The organism is Microbacterium aurum, from assembly GCF_016907815.1.
Lineage (GTDB): Bacteria > Actinomycetota > Actinomycetes > Actinomycetales > Microbacteriaceae > Microbacterium > Microbacterium aurum.
Genome location: NZ_JAFBCQ010000001.1, coordinates 1,123,583 through 1,138,866 on the forward strand (window position 1 = coordinate 1,123,583; position 15,284 = coordinate 1,138,866).

The 15,284-nt window shown below is 72.0% G+C and carries 25 protein-coding genes and 1 pseudogene; 12 read left to right on the forward strand and 14 right to left on the reverse strand.

Annotation, left to right across the window (positions count from 1 at the left end; genetic code table 11):
* Positions 1-140 precede the first annotated feature (140 nt).
* The 3 genes from JOD60_RS05575 to JOD60_RS05585 all read right to left on the reverse strand — a co-directional run bounded on the left by JOD60_RS05575 (position 141) and on the right by JOD60_RS05585 (position 1,439).
* Positions 141-530, reverse strand: coding sequence for an MmcQ/YjbR family DNA-binding protein (locus tag JOD60_RS05575; RefSeq protein ID WP_076689317.1), 390 nt, complete (start codon positions 528-530; stop codon positions 141-143).
* Positions 531-577: 47 nt separating this feature from the next.
* Positions 578-1,144, reverse strand: coding sequence for a hypothetical protein (locus JOD60_RS05580; RefSeq protein ID WP_157127866.1), 567 nt, complete (start codon positions 1,142-1,144; stop codon positions 578-580).
* 67 nt (positions 1,145-1,211) lie between these two features.
* Entirely contained in the window at positions 1,212-1,439 is a 228-nt protein-coding gene (locus tag JOD60_RS05585; RefSeq protein WP_076689322.1) for an RNA-binding S4 domain-containing protein, read from the reverse strand.
* On the opposite strand from JOD60_RS05585, the gene JOD60_RS05590 reads away from it, so the two are divergent.
* A complete protein-coding gene (locus JOD60_RS05590) occupies positions 1,438-1,740 on the forward strand; it encodes a hypothetical protein (RefSeq protein ID WP_157127867.1) in 303 nt (100 codons plus the stop codon). The two genes, JOD60_RS05585 and JOD60_RS05590, sit on opposite strands and share 2 nt — an antisense overlap.
* Here the strand turns inward: JOD60_RS05590 and JOD60_RS16660 are convergent.
* From JOD60_RS16660 to JOD60_RS05610, 4 genes are all read right to left on the reverse strand, one after another.
* Positions 1,733-1,900, reverse strand: a complete 168-nt coding sequence (locus JOD60_RS16660; protein WP_232321703.1) for a hypothetical protein — start codon at positions 1,898-1,900, stop codon at positions 1,733-1,735. The two genes, JOD60_RS05590 and JOD60_RS16660, sit on opposite strands and share 8 nt — an antisense overlap.
* A 427-nt stretch (positions 1,901-2,327) precedes the next feature.
* Entirely contained in the window at positions 2,328-2,465 is a 138-nt protein-coding gene (locus JOD60_RS05600; RefSeq protein WP_157127868.1) for a hypothetical protein, read from the reverse strand.
* Entirely contained in the window at positions 2,462-2,797 is a 336-nt protein-coding gene (locus JOD60_RS05605; protein ID WP_076689326.1) for a DUF7882 family protein, read from the reverse strand. Before JOD60_RS05605 ends, JOD60_RS05600 begins: the two co-directional genes overlap by 4 nt.
* 80 nt (positions 2,798-2,877) lie before the next feature.
* The gene (locus tag JOD60_RS05610) at positions 2,878-3,015 is read right to left on the reverse strand and encodes a hypothetical protein (protein ID WP_232321704.1); all 138 of its coding nucleotides are present in this window, start codon (positions 3,013-3,015) and stop codon (positions 2,878-2,880) included.
* Positions 3,016-3,114: 99 nt separating this feature from the next.
* Between JOD60_RS05610 and JOD60_RS05615 the strand changes: the two genes are divergently transcribed.
* The 5 genes and pseudogenes from JOD60_RS05615 (at position 3,115) to JOD60_RS05635 (ending at position 6,699) form a co-directional block, all read left to right on the forward strand.
* Positions 3,115-3,363: a hypothetical protein gene (locus tag JOD60_RS05615; RefSeq protein ID WP_076689328.1), complete on the forward strand. Its 249-nt coding sequence runs from the start codon at positions 3,115-3,117 to the stop codon at positions 3,361-3,363.
* On the forward strand, positions 3,360-3,797 hold the full coding sequence (locus JOD60_RS05620; RefSeq protein ID WP_076689330.1) for a type II toxin-antitoxin system VapC family toxin: 438 nt from the start codon (positions 3,360-3,362) through the stop codon (positions 3,795-3,797). Before JOD60_RS05615 ends, JOD60_RS05620 begins: the two co-directional genes overlap by 4 nt.
* A gap of 86 nt (positions 3,798-3,883) precedes the next feature.
* Positions 3,884-4,897: pseudogene (locus JOD60_RS05625) on the forward strand (MMPL family transporter); the annotation flags it as partial.
* Positions 4,898-4,971: 74 nt separating this feature from the next.
* A complete protein-coding gene (locus JOD60_RS05630; RefSeq protein WP_076689332.1) occupies positions 4,972-5,451 on the forward strand; it encodes a MarR family winged helix-turn-helix transcriptional regulator in 480 nt (159 codons plus the stop codon).
* 141 nt (positions 5,452-5,592) lie between these two features.
* Complete coding sequence (locus JOD60_RS05635) at positions 5,593-6,699, forward strand: fatty acid desaturase family protein (protein WP_076689334.1); 1,107 nt, start codon at positions 5,593-5,595, stop codon at positions 6,697-6,699.
* A gap of 9 nt (positions 6,700-6,708) precedes the next feature.
* Here JOD60_RS05635 and JOD60_RS05640 read toward each other — a convergent pair whose 3' ends face one another.
* Positions 6,709-6,864 carry a hypothetical protein gene (locus JOD60_RS05640; protein ID WP_198159130.1) on the reverse strand — a complete coding sequence of 52 codons (156 nt, stop codon included), beginning with the start codon at positions 6,862-6,864 and terminating at the stop codon, positions 6,709-6,711.
* 231 nt (positions 6,865-7,095) lie between these two features.
* Between JOD60_RS05640 and JOD60_RS05645 the strand changes: the two genes are divergently transcribed.
* From JOD60_RS05645 to JOD60_RS05655, 3 genes are all read left to right on the forward strand, one after another.
* On the forward strand, positions 7,096-7,368 hold the full coding sequence (locus tag JOD60_RS05645; RefSeq protein WP_076689336.1) for a hypothetical protein: 273 nt from the start codon (positions 7,096-7,098) through the stop codon (positions 7,366-7,368).
* A gap of 23 nt (positions 7,369-7,391) precedes the next feature.
* Complete coding sequence (locus JOD60_RS05650; RefSeq protein ID WP_076689338.1) at positions 7,392-7,718, forward strand: DUF7882 family protein; 327 nt, start codon at positions 7,392-7,394, stop codon at positions 7,716-7,718.
* Between the two features lie 85 nt (positions 7,719-7,803).
* The gene (locus JOD60_RS05655) at positions 7,804-8,118 is read left to right on the forward strand and encodes a hypothetical protein (RefSeq protein WP_232321705.1); all 315 of its coding nucleotides are present in this window, start codon (positions 7,804-7,806) and stop codon (positions 8,116-8,118) included.
* Here the strand turns inward: JOD60_RS05655 and JOD60_RS05660 are convergent.
* The 5 genes from JOD60_RS05660 to JOD60_RS05680 all read right to left on the reverse strand — a co-directional run bounded on the left by JOD60_RS05660 (position 8,062) and on the right by JOD60_RS05680 (position 12,404).
* Positions 8,062-8,859: a glycosyltransferase family 2 protein gene (locus JOD60_RS05660; RefSeq protein ID WP_076689340.1), complete on the reverse strand. Its 798-nt coding sequence runs from the start codon at positions 8,857-8,859 to the stop codon at positions 8,062-8,064. The two genes, JOD60_RS05655 and JOD60_RS05660, sit on opposite strands and share 57 nt — an antisense overlap.
* Entirely contained in the window at positions 8,856-10,253 is a 1,398-nt protein-coding gene (locus JOD60_RS05665) for a PIG-L family deacetylase (protein WP_076689342.1), read from the reverse strand. The genes JOD60_RS05660 and JOD60_RS05665 overlap by 4 nt, the downstream gene beginning before the upstream one ends.
* Entirely contained in the window at positions 10,250-11,350 is a 1,101-nt protein-coding gene (locus JOD60_RS05670) for an acyl-CoA dehydrogenase family protein (protein ID WP_157127869.1), read from the reverse strand. Before JOD60_RS05670 ends, JOD60_RS05665 begins: the two co-directional genes overlap by 4 nt.
* The gene (locus JOD60_RS05675; protein WP_076689344.1) at positions 11,347-11,940 is read right to left on the reverse strand and encodes a Dps family protein; all 594 of its coding nucleotides are present in this window, start codon (positions 11,938-11,940) and stop codon (positions 11,347-11,349) included. The genes JOD60_RS05670 and JOD60_RS05675 overlap by 4 nt, the downstream gene beginning before the upstream one ends.
* 110 nt (positions 11,941-12,050) lie before the next feature.
* On the reverse strand, positions 12,051-12,404 hold the full coding sequence (locus JOD60_RS05680) for a DUF7882 family protein (protein WP_076689346.1): 354 nt from the start codon (positions 12,402-12,404) through the stop codon (positions 12,051-12,053).
* 95 nt (positions 12,405-12,499) lie between these two features.
* On the opposite strand from JOD60_RS05680, the gene JOD60_RS05685 reads away from it, so the two are divergent.
* Both JOD60_RS05685 and JOD60_RS05690 read left to right on the forward strand, forming a co-directional pair.
* Entirely contained in the window at positions 12,500-13,006 is a 507-nt protein-coding gene (locus JOD60_RS05685; RefSeq protein ID WP_076689348.1) for a transglycosylase SLT domain-containing protein, read from the forward strand.
* Positions 13,003-13,962 (forward strand): cation efflux transmembrane domain-containing protein, encoded by a 960-nt coding sequence (locus JOD60_RS05690; RefSeq protein WP_076689350.1) that lies wholly within the window; start codon positions 13,003-13,005, stop codon positions 13,960-13,962. Before JOD60_RS05685 ends, JOD60_RS05690 begins: the two co-directional genes overlap by 4 nt.
* 24 nt (positions 13,963-13,986) lie before the next feature.
* On the opposite strand, the gene JOD60_RS05695 is transcribed toward JOD60_RS05690, so the two are convergent.
* On the reverse strand, positions 13,987-14,571 hold the full coding sequence (locus JOD60_RS05695; protein WP_076689352.1) for a flavin reductase family protein: 585 nt from the start codon (positions 14,569-14,571) through the stop codon (positions 13,987-13,989).
* A gap of 83 nt (positions 14,572-14,654) precedes the next feature.
* Here JOD60_RS05695 and JOD60_RS05700 point away from each other — a divergent pair, with 83 nt between their 5' ends.
* Positions 14,655-15,056: a sulfurtransferase gene (locus tag JOD60_RS05700; protein WP_076689354.1), complete on the forward strand. Its 402-nt coding sequence runs from the start codon at positions 14,655-14,657 to the stop codon at positions 15,054-15,056.
* Positions 15,057-15,284 lie beyond the last annotated feature (228 nt).

The following is a 15,284-nucleotide window of genomic DNA, read 5'->3' on the forward strand; positions in this document are numbered from 1 at the left end:
GCGCACGCCGAAGCCACCTCACGCCGAGGGACGTCTTCAATCCAAGGGGCGACACGCACGAGTTTCTGATACTGCGTGGTCGGTTGCCCGCGGCTTCGCTCGCGGTGCGTACAGACATCCGATGGGCTGGCACTGCCGGGTCACACGCTCGTCTCGTCGAATTCGCGGCGCAGGTACTTCGGCGCCTGCACGCGCCACGCCTCGGTCACGAGTTCGGCGAGATGATCCGCGTCGATGAGCGCCATGCGGAACGCGACCTTCGGCTCGCCCCACCGTGTCGTGGTCCGCAGGAACACCTCCGGCGCCATCTCGATGAGCGCGAGCGCATCGATCTGCTCGGCGACCTTCACTCCCACGACGAGTTCGGACGAGATGACCTCGCGCATGTCCTCGGGGATGCTGGGCCACGGGTGGCACTCCCACGCGTACAGCTTGCTGCGGACGAACCACGCGGCGCCACCGGTCATCGCCCGCTCTTCGCTGCCGGGCAGTCCGGCCGCGATCGCACGCACGTCGTCGAGGCTGGCCACGAGCGAAGACTATGCCGCACCACCGACACCAGCCGCCGCGGAGAGGATCAGCCCTGACCGGGCGGGCCCCACGTGCCGCCGCCGGGTGGCGTCGGACACGTGGCGGATGCGGTGAGCGCGGCGATCTCGGCGCGCACCGCGACGCCGTCGTCGGTCTTCACGATGGTGTAGACGACACCCTCCTGGGCATCCATCTCCGGGATGAAGCCGACGGCCGCACTCGTGATCGCCGGGTCCTCGGGAATCGCAGCAACCGCCGTGGAAAGCAGGTCCGCGGTCGGATTCTCCCGCAGCCAGTTGGCGGTCCCGGTGACCGTCGCGCCGGGGATGCTCCAGAACGCCTCCCGTTCCTCGATCGGCCCGCACGGCCATCCGGTGTAGGAGGTGAAGGCGGCGACCGCCGCGTCGGCGGGGACGGCTCCAGGCGGGAGCGCCGCGGCATCCAGCCACGCCTGCGCCTGCGCGCGTGCGGCCGCATCGCCGGTGGGATGGGCGCTCGCACTCCCGCTCGGCTCCGTTGCACCTTCGCCGCCCGCCGCGGCAGTGGTCGCGCAACCGGTCACGGAGAGGCTGAGGAGCACCACGCCGGCCACCAGTCCTGAACGCCACCGCATGGTCCCACGCTAACCGGGGCTCACCGCGATCAGCCCGCTTCACCACCGGCGTGGCGACGTGGCCGCGTCACGGGCGCACGCGCAGGCGGCGTCCGTCGAAGCCGACCACATCGCCGATCTGCAGCTGCCGACCACGACGGCGGTCGACCTCGCCGTTGACCGTCACGAGACCGTCGATGATGGCCTCCTTCACGTCGCCGCCCGAATCGAGCACGCCTGCGAACTTCAGGAACTGTCCCAGCCGGATGCCCTCGCTGCCGATCGGAACGTCGTCGATCGGCGCGGAGTTCGTCATGCCGGAAATCGTAGCTCAGCGAGCGATAGCCCAGCGGGCGATAGCCCAGCGGACGAGCGCCCGGCCGGTGCGCGGGGTCAGCCCCGGCGTGACCCCAGGCCCGGACAGCACCGAGCACGACATCGCGACGCTCGTCGAGACGTTCGCGACGACCTTCGCTCCCGTGGTCGCCGACCTCGCGGCATCCGACTCCCGCATCGACCTCGGTCCGGCCGCCGACATCGTCGAGGAGTACGCCGACGGGCTGCTGAACCCGCAGCAGCAGCGCGCGCTCACCCGCCTCGAGCAGCGTCTCAGCTGACGTTCCGACGCAGGGCATCGGCGACCCACCGGGCGTGGCTGTGCCACGGTGGTGTCGCGCCGGCGAGCGCGGCGGCGTGGCTGACGAGCGCGGCATCGGCGCGGAACCACTCGCCGCCCTCGCGCAGGTGCGCGAACTGCACGTGCCGGGAGTGCTCCACGACCCGGTCACCCGGCTCGAACGCGAGCAGCTCCTCATGCCGGATCGCAGCCAGTCGCCGACGCGGCTGCGCCGACGTGCCGATCTTGATCCGGCCCTCCCACCGCAGGTAGTAGACGACGTCGACGCGCGGGCGCGGCAGGTCGGCGTCCGGAACGTCGCCGACGAGTCAGCCGCACACCGGACACGCACGGATGCCGATGCCCGCGGCACCCGCCACCGGCTCACCCATGCCGCAGAGCACGCACGTCGTCACGACGAGAACCGTACGGCGGACATCCGACATCGCCGCACCGGCTGTTCACCCGGCGTTCCCTTTCGAGTACGGCGGTCTCGTAGTTCCCGGTCACCTCGACCCGTTCGAATACCGGTGTGATCTTGAAGCGGGCCAGCGTGATCCCGTCGGCCCCGCGAGTCGTCTGCTCGAATCAGAACCGCCGCCGGGACTCGTGCAGCTTCGCGACGGGATAGAACCGCTGCACGATCGCCTCTGCCGTCGCGATGTCGTCGGTCTGGAAGGTCTCCTCCCGCAGCGGTACGTCGTCGTCCGCGCCCCGATCGCTCACAGCGACGATTCTCCCGAATCCGCGCCCGGGGTCGGCTCCGGCGGCTCGGGCACGAGAGACAGGCCGGCGGGCGAGTTGGCGGCGTTCATCATGGCCTCCGCCCACGCCCGGTTGATGCGCGGCGGCCGGCTGCCGGCGAACCGGAACACCAGCGATGCGTGGGGGTGCATCCAGACCGACACACGTCCGCCGCCGAGCGAGGTGTCGGGCCGCCACGTGAACAGGAACGACTCGCCGCGGCGCAGTTTGCTGCCGATGACGAGTTGCAGGTGCGCGAGCGCCCGGTCGTCGATCTCCAGCTTCTCGACCCCGTCATAGCTCAAGCGTCCCACCGTGCACCTCCGCCTCCCACCAGGATGAGCGTGATGTCCGTTCGGTGCCAAAGCGGTGAACCCGGAATGGACGCTGAGCATTACGGCCGTCCGCTCAGCGCTTGAGCGAAGGGATCGAACCCTTCGGGCATCAGCGGCACGTCCGCCACGGTGCTGCCGATCTCGAGGTACTGGCCGGTGGACGCCGATTCCTGCGCCGACAGCATGACGTCGAGCACATGGAAGACGCTCGGCTGAATCGCGGGGGCGAGGGGCGGATGCCGGGGCGTGAGGCCCCGGCATCCGCCCCTACTGCGCCCATATGCTCCTGCTAATGTATGAGCATGAAGACCGAGCGGCTGCAGGTGCTCATCGACAGCGTGCAGCGCGCGCGCCTCGAGTCGACCGCCGCCGCTCGGGGCGTCTCAGTCGCCCACCTGGTTCGGACGGCGATCGACGTCGTCTATCCCCCTGATCAGACCCGGCGGGCCGCGGCGGCCGCCGCGATCCTGCAGGCTCCGCCGATGGATGTGCCGGAACCCGCGGAGCTTCGTGCCGAGCTCGACACACTGCGAGCCGGGCGGTGATCCTGCTCGACACCAGCGTCCTCGTCTACGCGGTCGGCTCGGACCACCCGCTGCAATCGCGGTGCCGCGCTCTCATCGCGGCGATCGGCGACGGCCGGGTGTCCGCGACCACGACGGTCGAGGTTCTGCAGGAGTTCGCGCACGTGCGGGCGCGCCGGCGCGGCCGTCAGGATGCTGCGGAGCTGACGGAGCGCTTCGCAGCCCTGCTCGCCCCGCTCGTTCCCCTCGAGGCGGAGGACCTCGAACGCGGCATGGAGGTGTTCCGCCGCCACGAGAGTCTCGGCGCGTTCGATGCCGTGCTCGCCGCAACAGCGATGCGGCGCGAGCACATCACGGGGCTGGTGTCCGCCGACCGCGCGTTCGCCGACGTTGCGCGCCTCCGTCACCTCGATCCCGCGTCGAGCGACTTCGACGCCGAGCTCGGCATCCGCTGAACGCGCGCGGCGAGGTGTGGCCCTCGCTCACTCCTCGGTGAGCATCCGGGCGGGGGTCAGCAGCACACTCTCGAGCCAGAGCGCGGCCGTCTCGACCGAGCGAGGACGTCGACAGTACGCAGTACCGCGCGTATCAGACGGTGGCCGAGCAGTTCGGCGCGGGGCAGAACGGGCCGCTGCTCGTCGTCGCGCAGACCCCGGATGCCGTCGCGGAAGCCGACCAGCTGCGCACGCAGGTCGAGGTCGCCGCCGTCCTCGCGGAGCAGAGCGACGTCGTCGCGGTCGCGCCGGTCGGCGTCTCGGACGACGGCACGGTGTTCGCGTTCCAGGTGATCCCGCACGACGGTCCCGCAAGCGAGTCGACCGAGCAGCTCGTGCACACGCTGCGGGATCTGTCGCCGATCGACACCGACGGGCAGGGCGAGGTCTCGCTGGGGGTCGCCGGCCAGGCATCGGGCAACATCGACGTCTCCGAGAAGCTCGCCGATGCCCTGCCGATCTACCTGCTGGTGGTCGTCGGGCTGTCGCTCATCATCATGATCGTGGTGTTCCGGTCGCTCCTCGTTCCGCTCATCGCGACGGCGGGCTACGTGCTGTCGCTGTTCGCCGCGCTCGGCGCGGTTACTGCGATCTACCAGTGGGGGTGGCTGTCGGCCGTCTTCGGCGCGCACGATCCCGGCCCCGTGCTGAGCTTCGCGCCCATCATCATCATGGGCGTGCTGTTCGGCCTCGCGATGGACTACCAACTGTTCCTCGTGTCGGGCATGCGTGAGGCGTACGTGCACGGGCTGCCGGCCCGCACCGCCGTCGTGGCCGGCGTCCGCGGCGGACGCGCGGTGGTCACCGCGGCGGCGATCATCATGGCATCCGTCTTCGGCGGCTTCGTCTTCAGCCACCTCGGCATGGTGCGCCCGCTCGGCTTCGGTCTCGCGATCGGGGTGCTGTTCGACGCGTTCGTCGTCCGCATGGTGCTCGTGCCCGCGCTCATGCACCTGTTCGGGACGGCGGCGTGGTGGCTGCCGCGGTGGCTCGACCGCATCATCCCCGATGTCGACGTCGAGGGAGCCGCGCTCGAGTGCACCCACCCGCTGCCGCACTGAGTGTCACGCTCGCCGCGGCGTGTGGCGGGGCGTCGGACTACAGATAGATCGCCGCTGTTCCCCGGGAGGTCGCCGTGCCGCGACTGTCGCCTGAACTGGAGATCTGGCGCGGGCTGCTGCGCGGGCAGCGGTCGATGCTGCTGCGCTTGGTCGCGACCCTCAAGCGCGAAGCCGACCTGACGACGGCGCAGTACGAGGCGCTCCTGTCGCTGCGGGAGGCCGGCGGCGCGCTCGGCGCCGCCGACCTGTCGCATCTGCTGCTCTACAGCTCGGGCTCGACGACGCACCTCGTCGCGCGACTCGAAGAGCGCGGCCTCGTCGTCCGCACGCGCGGCGACGTCGACGCGCGGCAGGTGCGCATCGCGTTGACGGATGCCGGGGTGGCGCTCATCGAGAAGGCCACCGCCGCCCACACCGCCGACATCGAGGCGCAGTTCGCTCCGCTCATCCACGACGAGGAGCGCGACGCGCTGCTCGCGTCCCCTCGGCGCCTCGCCGCCGCCGAGGGGGTCACCTCGCAGCCGGCGGACGCCGTGCCCGGGCGTCCGCGCTGACGGCGGCCCGCGACGCCGTCGCATGCCGGGACCGGCATGGGCGCACGCGTAGTGTCGGCGTCAGCGATCGGCATCCGCCTTTGGCTTCGCCCAACGGAACCGACGCTCGCGCCGGAGCCGCCGATCACCCCGGAGCCGTCCATGGCAACCATCGCTCCCACCGCGACCCTCGGTCCGATCCGCCAGACCTATGCGACCGCGGAGACGTTCCCGCCCGTCGCCCGCGCGTACACGCAGGTCTCCAACGTTATCAAGGAGCTCGGCCTGCTGCGGCGGCGTCCCGGGTTCTACGCGCTCGTGGGGGCCATCCTCGCCGTCTGCCTCGGCGGCTGCATCTCGGGATTCATCCTGCTCGGCGACAGCTGGTTCCAGCTGCTCATCGCCGCGGCGCTCGGGATCGTCCTCACCCAGGTCGCCTTCCTCGCCCACGAGGCCGCGCACCGGCAGATCCTCGCCTCCGGACGCGCCAACGACCGCCTCGCCCGCATCCTCGCCGCCGGCGTGGTCGGCATCAGCTACTCGTGGTGGGACTCGAAGCACTCACGCCATCACGCCAACCCCAACCGGGTCGGCAAGGACCCCGACATCGAGGTCGACACGATCTCCTTCCTCACCGAGGACGCGGCGCAGGCCCGCGGCATCCGTCGCCTCATCACGCGCCGACAGGGGTGGCTCTTCTTCCCTCTGCTGACCCTTGAGGGCCTCAATCTGCACGCGCTCGGCATCCGCCACCTGCTCTCGCGCGAGCCGGTCAAGCGTCGCGGCCTCGAGCTCGCCCTCATCGCCACGCGCTTCACGGTGCTCGCCGTGCCGCTGTTCCTGCTGCTGCCGCTCGGCACGGCCTTCGCGTTCCTCGGCGTGCAGCTGGCCGTGTTCGGCGTCTACATGGGCGCGTCGTTCGCGCCGAACCACAAGGGGATGCCGGTGATCGCCGAGTCGGCACGGCTCGACTTCTTCAGCAAGCAGGTGCGCACCTCGCGCAACATCCGCGGCGGCTGGTGGGTGACGTGGCTCATGGGCGGCCTGAACTACCAGGTGGAGCACCACCTGTTCCCGAGCATGGCCCGCCCGCACCTCGCGAAAGCGCGCCTCGTGGTGCGCGACTACTGCGAGAGCCTCGGGGTGCCGTACACCGAGACGAGCCTGTGGCGCTCGTACGCGATCGTCATCGACTACCTCAACCGCGTCGGCCTGGCCGCACGGGATCCCTTCGACTGCCCCACGGTGTCGCAGTACCGCCGCGCCTGAGCCCGGCGGTCAGGCGTTGCGCTTGACGACCCTCATCAGCCAGGCGATGATCGCGATCAGCAGGATGACCAGGCCGATCCACAGCAGGAACTTCGCCGCTTCCACGAACACGCCCAGCAGGATGAGCACGACGGCGACGATGAGAAGGATGATTGCGAGTCCCATACCGCGATTGTGCTCCTGACCCGCCGGCCGTGTCCGGGGGTTGACAACCGTCCCGCGGCTCTGTCAGACCCTCACGCACGGGCGCCTCCTCGGCGCGGCGCGGGTGCACGTCCCGCCGGCTTCCTGACTAACGGGCGGCGCCGGAGCCTGTCAACCCCCTCGCCGGTGCGCGCGGCGTGCTACTTGACTGTCAGCAATCATCACGAGAGCCGACAGGTGAGGTGCTGCAGCATGAAGGACATCCTGATCGACGGTCATCGCGTCCTCACGACGGACGAGGTCGCCGATGCCGTGATCGACTACGCGCGTGTGCTGCAGGATCACGGCAGATCCGACGTCGTGCACTTCCCGAGCATCCACGACGGCGAGCTCTCCCGCTGTTCCATGCTGCTCGGCTCCGGGCTGCTCGCCGTCGTCGAGGCGCCCGTCGCGATCTCGGCGACCGTGCTCGGCGCCGACCGCGCGTGCGCGGAGATCGTCCGCCGTGCCGACGCGCTGCGGTGACACCGACGCGCTACGGTGAAGGCGTGGGCAGATTGAGTTACGACGGTGCGGTGAAGGTCGACTTCGACGACAGGGTGCTCGCGCACCTGCAGGTGGTGATCAGCCAGAAGCTCCGCCGTGGCGAGCCGTTCCCGTTCACCTGGCGCAACGACCCCAGCCTGGGCGACGGCCGCACCACGGTGTGGCTGCACCCCCACGCGACGATCGTGTACAAGTACCACGGGAGCCGGCAGCCGGCTCTGAACCGGGCTTGGCTGGAAGCCCTGACGCACGCCGCCAACTCCACGAGCGGGCTGTACCTGGTTCCCGAGCCCGAGGGTCCGGACACGGGCGAGGTTCTCACCGGCTGACGTCCGCGGCAGGCACCGCCGCAGGCACACCCGCCTCGCCCTGTCAATCCCCTCGTGCGTCCACGCACGCCGGGAGAGGGTGGTCGTGAAGGCGGTGGCGACGATGGCGCAGGCGGCGGATGCCGGGGATCTCCTCGATCTGCAGGCGATCGACACCGACGCCTGGCGGCTGTGCGACACCCGCGCGCCCGCGACGGACGCGTCGTACATCGTCGCGTACGTGGAGCGGGTGGACGACGGCTTTGAGGTGGTCTGGATGCGCGGCACCCAGCGCCGGTGCCGGATGGCGACGCTCGAAGAGTGCGCCGAGGCGGCGGCGCGACGGCTCGCCGAGGAGGACTCGTCAGGCGCGACCCGCCCCATCCCGATCGCGCACTTCCCGCCGCGGCGCGGACTCTGACCGCGCGGATGCCGCGGCCTCCGATCCGGATGCCCCGGTGCGCTGCGCCAGCGCGATGAGGTCTTCCCGCAGGTACCGCGCGTAGCCGCCGTCGGTGCGCCCGAACGTGCGGCCGGAGGTCTGCACCCAGGCGGTGTCTGCGGCGACGCACACGGCGCCGGTCTGCCGCATCCGCTCCACGAGGTCCACATCCTCGTGCTCCGCGAGCGGCGCGTAGCCGCCCGCGGTGAGCAGCGCCGAGGCGCGGACGCCCAGGTTCGCGCCGTGCACGTGGCCGTTGGCGACGCCCGGCGTGTGCGTCGCCCACCACGCCGCGCACTGCTCGGCGCTGAGGTCGCGGAAGTCGGGACGCACCGTGCCGATCACGACGTCCGCCCCGGCATCGGCGAGCCGGAGCTGGTCGGCGAGCCAGTGCGGCGGCACGGTGGAGTCGGCATCCGTGTTCCCGATCCACAGCCGCGCCGGCGGGACGTCCGCGAACGCGGCCGTCAGCGCCTCGACCCCGGCGGCGCGGGCGCGCCCCACATTGCACGCGTCCACCCGCACGATCTCCACGCCCGCGGCGCGCGCGATCTCCTCGGACCGGTCGCTGCAGGCATCGAGCACGACCCAGATCCGCACGTCTCGCACGAGCGGGCGCGCCTCCTGCGCGGCGCGCGCGAGCGCGGCGAGGCAGGCGCCCAGCAGCTCCTCCTCGTCGTGCGCCGGCACGACTACGCCGATCGCCTCGATCGCGGTCACGGGGTGAGTCCCTCCGCCCGGGCGACCGACGGCGTCTCGCGCAGGGCGAAGACCTCGATGACGACGTCTTCGTCGAGATACCGGGACAGGCGCGTGCGGGCCCGGCGGGCGATCGCCGCGTGAACCGCGTCGCCCGACAGGGGTGCGTCGCCGACGGGATGCCGCCAGTGACAGGCCGCGATGAGGTCCGCGCCCGCCGCCTCGATCGCGTCCAGCACGATCTCCAGATCCGCGGCGCTCCAGTAGTAGCCGACCTCGGAGAGCACGACGAGCTCGCTGTGCCCCGGCGCGACGGCGGGCAGATCGGTCCGCGCGTCGGCGCGCACGACCTGCACGTGCGGCTGCGTCGCGACGCGCTCGGCGGTGCGGGCGACGGCCTCGGCGGCGACGTCGATCGCGACCACGGCGTCGCAGCGGGTGGCCAGCTCGGCGGTGAACTCGCCCACGCCGCACCCGATCTCCAGCGCGCGTGTGAACCGCTCGCGCGGCAGGATCGCGGCGAGGAGCGCCCGCTTTCGCCGTTCGTACCACCGCGTGCGCACACCCCACGGGTCCGGGCGCGACCGGTAGCGACGCGTGAAGGTGTCGGTCGGGGTGGAGGCGGCATCCGGCGGCGCGATGAACACCTCGAGGTCGCGGTCGAAGTGGGCCAGCATCCCGTCGTGGAGAGTCGGGGCGCCGCTCGAGTCGGGCTGGGTCTGCGAGCGGTGTCGGTCGCGGGCGCGCGTCTTCGCGGCGCGCGCCGCAGCGTCGAGCGGCAGGACGCGCCAGGATGCCGGGTCCACCTCGTCGGGGTCGGCCCAGTGCCACATCCAGACCGGGTAGCCGAGCACGCGCACGTCGGCGCCGGCCAGCCGCAGGGCGACCTCGCCGGCGACGCGGTGGTCGCGGTGTCCGTCGCCCCACCACGGTGCGACGAGCGTCGTGGCAGGCGCGGCCGCGGCGTTGCGGGCGGGCGCGCGGCGGGCGGCACCGGGCGCGTCGCCGCCGTCCGCGACGATCGCGCGCAGGCGCTCGTGCAGCAGATCGGCGTGCTCGCGCACCTCGCCGTCGGGAATGCCGAGGAGGTGCAGCTGTGCGCCCGGCGCGAGGTCGGCGACGGCGTCGACGACTTCGCTCCGCCGGATGCGCGCGAGGTGTGCGCGCGCGGCGCCGGTGGCATCGGCATCCGCCGCCTCACCGTCCGTCGCGACGACCACGACGATCTCGGCCCCGCGGGCGGCCGCCGCCGCGATGAGCCCGCCGGCGCCCAGGGTCTCGTCGTCGGGGTGGGCGGCGAGGACCACGAGACGGCCGCCGTCGAGGTCGAACCTCGCGGCATCGCGCCACGGGCGAGCCCGCGCCCAGTGCTCCTCTGCCGTGCCGGCCTCGCGATGGTCGAACGCGACGCTCACGAGGCCACCAGGCGGCCGAGCCGGGCGAGGTCGCGTTCGGCGTGGTGCTGGCGCAGGTAGATCTTGAGGTCCGACACGCGGCGCGCGTGCTCCTCGTCGACCGTGAGCGGGCCGGGGCCGAGGGCGTGACCGCTGCGCGTGACGATGCGCTCCACCGCGGTCGCCGTGACCGCGCGGACGCGCTCCGCCAGGATGCGCAGGTCGTCGCCGGTGCCACCTGGGTCGGCACCGGCGGCGTCGACGCGGCCGGCGGCGTCGAGCAGCGTCGCGCGGGCGCTCCACGACAGCGCGTCGGCCTCGCCGAGCAGCATCTGGGCGATCTGATCGGCGCCCTCGCGCGCCGCGCCCGCGCGCAACGCCGCCAGCAGGGGCAGCGCGCCGCCCCACCACACCGCGGCGACGCCCATCCCGCCGACCGCGAAGTCGGCGCGGCGAAGGTACCAGCCGTCATCGCCGACCGGCACGGCGGATGCCGCGGTGAAGTCGACCGGGGCGCTCACGATGCGGCTGAGACCGCGGGCGACCCACGGTCCGCGGTGCGGCGAGACCGCGGCATCCGTCATCGCCACCGCGAACAGCCGACGGTCGTGCTCTCCGGTCCACGCCGTGACGAGCGCGTGGCTGACGTCCTGCGCCAGGGAGCACCAGGGCTTCGTGCCCTCGAGCACCCAGCCGGACGGGGTCTGGCGTGCGGTGAGGCGCGCCGCGCCGCCCTCGGCGGCGTAGACACCCCACGACGCGTCCTCATCCACGCCGAGCGCGGCGAGGTCGACGGCGATGCCGTCGGCGCGCGCCTCGGCGAGGATCGCCAGCGCATCCAGGTGCGGCTCGAGCACGCGCGCCGCGCCCACGTCCAGGGCCGCCGCGGTGGCCAGCGCGCTCCACCGCTCCGCGGTCGCGGCGTCCGTCGCGTTCCGCGACGGACCGGGGAGGGGGATGTGCGCGGCGGAGCGGACCGCCCAGTCGATCGTGGCGCCGAGGTGCGTGCCGAGCCCGATGACGTCGCGCGCCGCGTCGGTGACCGCCCGCGCGGCGAATCCGGGCTCGCCGCCCGCCAGATCGACGGCGTCGGCGACCCCCACCGAGGGGGCGCTCACCGTTTCGCGGGCCGACGGTTCTCCGCGCTCACCATCCAGGCGAGCTGCTCGAGCTGCTCCAGCACCTCGTGCAGGAGGTCGGCGCTCGTCGGGTCCTCCTCGTCCACGGCATCGTGCACGTCACGCACGGTGCCCACCGCCGCCTCGAGGCGCTCGGTGATGAGGTCGATCGCCTCGGTGGTGTCGATCTCGCCCTGCGGGAACTCCGGCAGGGTCGTCGTCTGGGCGACGGTGTCGCTGCGACCGTCCGGCAGCGCGTGCAGCGCGCGCATGCGCTCGGCGATCGTGTCGCCGAGCTCGCGGGCGGCGTGCACGATCTCATCGAGCTGCAGGTGCGTGTCGCGGAAGTTCGTACCGACGATGTTCCAATGCGCCTGCTTGCCCTGGATCTGCAGCTCGACGAGGTCGACGAGCACGGACTGCAGGTTCCGGCTCAGCTCCGGCGACGCGCGGAAGCCGCTCTCAGCGTTCTGCAGACCGGTCCGCTCGGCGCCGCTTCCCCCGCGGGCCGGGCATCGCTTGTTGCCGGCCGTCGTGGTGCCGGTGGTCGTCTTCGCCGAGCTCTTGGTCGACGTGGCCGTCTTCGCCATGGGATCCTCCTCGTCGGCCGGACGGTGCCGGCCCCGATCCGAACCTACGGTCCGGCGCGGAGGGCGAAGAGGGGCTTGTCAGCGACGTGGCGCGGATGCTACTCCGGCGCTCAGTTGACCGTCACGGTCTGTGGCGCGTCGTCGGCAGCGTCGTCGGGCGCCGGCTCGATGTGCTCCGCGACCAGCGAGATGCCGCCCGAGGAGTTCGCCGACTGCGCGAGATCCTCGATCCACTCGCGGCTGAGCTCGGCCGGCTCGGGATCGTCGAACACGAACCGGATCGGGATCGACGGGTGCAGCCAGATCGTGCTGCGCCCGCGCGGCTCTCCCTCGGGATGCTGCCACGAGACCGTGAAGCTCTCGCTGCGGCGCAGCTTCGTCGCGATGACGACCTTCAGATGCGCGAGCGCCCGGTCCTCGATATGGATCGGAGTCGCCGATCCGCCGTAATAGATGGTGCCCACAGGGCGAGTCTATGCCTCCGTCGGGCGCATGGCCGATGGCGTCCGGCCGTGCCAAGGGGATGCCGGCGGGTCGGCGTCCGCCCTAGCATCTCGGCATGCCGGTGCCGAGGACCCTTCTGCGCGCGGTTGCGACGTGCGTCGCCGCGATCGCGGTGGCCGTCGCGCTGGCCGGGTGCGGCATCCGCATCCCCACCGATCCGGACGGGGCGCTCGACCGCATCACGGGAGGGCAGCTGCGCGTCGGCGCCTCGGCCAGCGAGGGCCTGGTGGCGCTCGAGGACGGAGCGGTGTCGGGGCCGCTGCCCGACCTCGTCGCCGCGTTCGCCGACAGCCGTGATGCGACCGTCGTCTGGACGGTCGGCAGTGAGGAGGACCTCGTCGACGACCTCGAAGCCGGCACGCTCGACCTCGCGATCGGCGGGATGAGCGAGGAGACCCCCTGGGTCGACCGTGTATCGGTGACGCGCGGGTTCGACGATCTGCCGGGCGTCGACGCCGGCGGCGTCGTGTTCCTGCTGCCGATGGGGGAGAACGGGTTGCAGGCGGCGCTGGAGACGTTCCTCGACGAGCAGAGCCGGACCGGGTCGGGGGCGCGACGATGAAGTCGATGGGGCGCACCGACCTGCCCGCCGCGCAGCAGGAGGCCCTGCAGAAGGCGATCCGGTGGGAGTGGTTCACGATCGGCTACACGTCGATCACGATCGTGCTCATCGCGTTCGTCGTCGGCGGTTCGCAGGCGATGAAGACGGCGTGGATCGAGGACATGCTCTCCCTCATCCCGCAGGTCGCGTTCCTCGTGTCGCTGCTGTTCATCCGGCATCCGCCGTCCCGGTCGTTCCCGTACGGGCTTCACCGGGTCATGGGCGTCGGACACCTCGTGGCGGGCGTCGCGCTGCTCGCGATCGGGGGCAATCTCGCGGTCGAGTCGATTGGCGGACTCATCCGCCAGGAGCATCCGGCGATCGGCACGGTGCAGCTGTTCGGTCAGACGATCTGGCTCGGGTGGCTGATGGTGGCGGTGATGATCCTCGTCGTGCCGGGCCCCTTCTTCTACGGTCACGCGAAGGCGAAGCTCGCGCCGAAGCTGCACAACAAGGTGCTGTACGCGGATGCCGACATGGCCAAGGCCGATTGGACCACGACGGTCGCCTCGGTTGTCGGGGTGCTCGGGATCGGGGTGGGCCTGTGGTGGCTGGACGGGGCGGCGGCGCTGTTCATCTCGCTCGGGATCGTGCGGGACGGCTACAAGAACACCCGATCGGCAGTGCTCGACCTCATGGATCAGCGGGCGCGCACCCACGACGATGCGGAGCCGCATCCGCTGATGCGCCGGATCGTCCGCGACCTCGAGGCGCAGCCCTGGGTCCGGGAGGCGTCGGTGCGGATGCGCGACATGGGCCAGGTCTTCCACGTCGAAGCGTTCGTCGTGCCGCACCGCCGGCGCGTGCGACTGGACAGCGTCGAGGACGCTCGGCAGCGGATCGCGGGGCTGGACTGGAAGGTGCAGGACGTCGTCGTCATCCCGGTGGCGACGCTGCCCGACGAGACCGTCGGCTGACCGGCGCGTCGGAGACGACGGCCGTCAGACGAGGCGCGAGTGGTCGCCGAGCCGGTGCCAGGTGCGGTTGTGGTACACGAGCGCGTCGCCGTGCTCCCCGGCGGCGACGTCGCGTTCGAGCTGCGCCTGCAGCGCGTGCGCGGCGATGACGGTGGAGCCCCCGGCATCCATCCGCCCGATGACGGCGCAGCGCACCCACGCCCGCACGTCGTTGTAGACCGGCTCGCCGGTGACCAGGCGCGACCAGCGATGGGTCTCCGCGAACCGGTCGACGCCGCTCGTGGCGCCGAGCTGCGCGATCTCGAGATCGTGCGCGTCGAGCAGGTGCACCACGACGGTCTCGGCGCGGGAGAGGACGTCGGATGCCGAGGACAGCGCCGACACGGAGAAGATCAACAGCGGCGGCTCCGCGCTCACGCTCGCGACGCTCGTCGCGGTGAGGGCCACCGGGCCGTCGCCCGCGTCGGCGGTGATGACCGCGACGCCGCCGGGGTGTCCGCGGAAGACCGCTTTGAACTCCGCCGCCGACAGCGACGACGCGAACCGGTGGTCGGGGGCACCGAGGTGCGGGGCGGGGGCGGACGACGCGGCGGTGACGTGCTGACTCATGGCATTCGACGGTAACGACGGGGACGCTCCGAGTGTTCCCGTGTGTGGCTGTGTGACCTTCCGTGACGGAATGTGACGCGCGAGTGACCGACTGTTGCACGGCGCGTTCTGCCGGCGGGCGGTGCTCGTCACGATGGAAACTGCAGGCGGCGGCGTGGCGCTGGGGCCTGAACGACGGCGACCGGGTCGTGGTCTACGACGACAACGAAGGGGTCCCCGCCGCGCGCGCCTGGTGGCTGCTGCGCCGGCACGGCGTCGACGTGCGCGTGCTCGACGGGGGCCTGCGCGCGTGGGTGCGCGCGGGGTTCCGGCTGCAGCGCTCCGACGCGGCACCGCGGCGTGGTCAGATCAGCCTGACGGATGCCGCCGGCGCAGACGTCGCGTCGATCGATGATGCCGCCACCGCGCCGCAGCGCGGCGTGCTCATCGACGCGCGCGCGCCGCAGCACTATCGCGGCACGGTGCCGGGATCTCGCTGCTGCTGATCCAGCCCTCCCCGCTGCGCGACGAGCTGGAGCGCATCGCCGCACAGGTGTTTCCCCTCGTGCCCGGCCACGCCGGAGCGATGGTCGGGGCCTGACCGCGGCGCGCGCCGAGATGTTACGGCCCGGACGTAACACTCACCGGCATCCGCGCCTGCCGGGTTACCGTTGTCGCGTGTCCCTGACCTGTCGCTGTTGTCGCTGAGCCTCCCCGGCTCTCCTCGACGACCC

What these genes read in the sequence shown, in the direction of transcription:
- JOD60_RS05580 (WP_157127866.1), bottom strand. Translation starts at nt 1,144, where the DNA reads ATGCGGTGGCGTTCAGGACTGGTGGCCGGCGTGGTGCTCCTCAGCCTC.
- JOD60_RS05590 (WP_157127867.1), top strand. Translation starts at nt 1,438, where the DNA reads ATGCCGGAAATCGTAGCTCAGCGAGCGATAGCCCAGCGGGCGATAGCC.
- JOD60_RS05585 (WP_076689322.1), bottom strand. Translation starts at nt 1,439, where the DNA reads ATGACGAACTCCGCGCCGATCGACGACGTTCCGATCGGCAGCGAGGGC.
- JOD60_RS05615 (WP_076689328.1), top strand. Translation starts at nt 3,115, where the DNA reads ATGAGCATGAAGACCGAGCGGCTGCAGGTGCTCATCGACAGCGTGCAG.
- JOD60_RS05635 (WP_076689334.1), top strand. Translation starts at nt 5,593, where the DNA reads ATGGCAACCATCGCTCCCACCGCGACCCTCGGTCCGATCCGCCAGACC.
- JOD60_RS05640 (WP_198159130.1), bottom strand. Translation starts at nt 6,864, where the DNA reads ATGGGACTCGCAATCATCCTTCTCATCGTCGCCGTCGTGCTCATCCTG.
- JOD60_RS05645 (WP_076689336.1), top strand. Translation starts at nt 7,096, where the DNA reads ATGAAGGACATCCTGATCGACGGTCATCGCGTCCTCACGACGGACGAG.
- JOD60_RS05675 (WP_076689344.1), bottom strand. Translation starts at nt 11,940, where the DNA reads ATGGCGAAGACGGCCACGTCGACCAAGAGCTCGGCGAAGACGACCACC.
- JOD60_RS05685 (WP_076689348.1), top strand. Translation starts at nt 12,500, where the DNA reads ATGCCGGTGCCGAGGACCCTTCTGCGCGCGGTTGCGACGTGCGTCGCC.
- JOD60_RS05690 (WP_076689350.1), top strand. Translation starts at nt 13,003, where the DNA reads ATGAAGTCGATGGGGCGCACCGACCTGCCCGCCGCGCAGCAGGAGGCC.
- JOD60_RS05695 (WP_076689352.1), bottom strand. Translation starts at nt 14,571, where the DNA reads ATGAGTCAGCACGTCACCGCCGCGTCGTCCGCCCCCGCCCCGCACCTC.